This is a genomic window from Streptomyces sp. AC627_RSS907, assembly GCF_019049165.1.
Window position 1 is genome coordinate 1 of the sequence record NZ_JAGMUE010000599.1, and the last position, 752, is coordinate 752.

Annotated in this window: 1 pseudogene; it reads left to right on the plus strand. The window is 70.7% G+C overall.

What is annotated here, in order from left to right:
• Positions 1-752: pseudogene (locus KUM32_RS37315) on the plus strand (potassium-transporting ATPase subunit B); the annotation flags it as partial.

A 752-nucleotide genomic window follows, 5' to 3' on the forward strand; every position in this document is an offset into this window, starting at 1 on the left:
AGCTCGACCCGCGGACGCAGGTCAAGGCGCCCGTCATGTTCGTGGTCGAGATCGGCTCGATCCTCACCACCGTGCTCGCCATCACCGATCCCGGCGACTGGTTCGGCTGGGCCATCGCCGGCTGGCTGTGGCTGACCGTGCTCTTCGCCAACCTGGCCGAGGCCGTCGCCGAGGGGCGCGGCAAGGCGCAGGCCGACACGTTGCGCAAGGCCAAGACCGACACCGTCGCCCGCCGCCTGGCCACCACCGATCCCGACGCCGCCGAGGAACGGGTGCCGGGGACCGAGCTGCGCGTCGGGGACCTGGTGGTCTGCGAGGCGGGCGACATCATCCCCGGCGACGGGGACGTGACCTGGGGCGTCGCCTCCGTCGACGAGTCGGCCATCACCGGCGAGTCGGCCCCGGTCATCCGCGAGTCCGGCGGCGACAGGTCGGCCGTCACGGGCGGCACGAAGGTGCTCTCCGACCGCGTCGTCATCAAGATCACCACCAAGCCGGGCGAGACGTTCATCGACCGGATGATCAACCTGGTGGAGGGCGCGGCCCGGCAGAAGACGCCGAACGAGATCGCGCTCAACATCCTGCTGGCCTCGCTGACCATCGTCTTCCTGCTCGCCGTGGTCACCCTGCAGCCGTTCGCGACGTACGCGGGCGCGCGACAGGACATGATCGTGCTGGCCGCGCTCCTCGTGTGCCTGATCCCGACCACCATCGGGGCCCTGCTGTCCGCCATCGGCATCGCGGGCATGGAC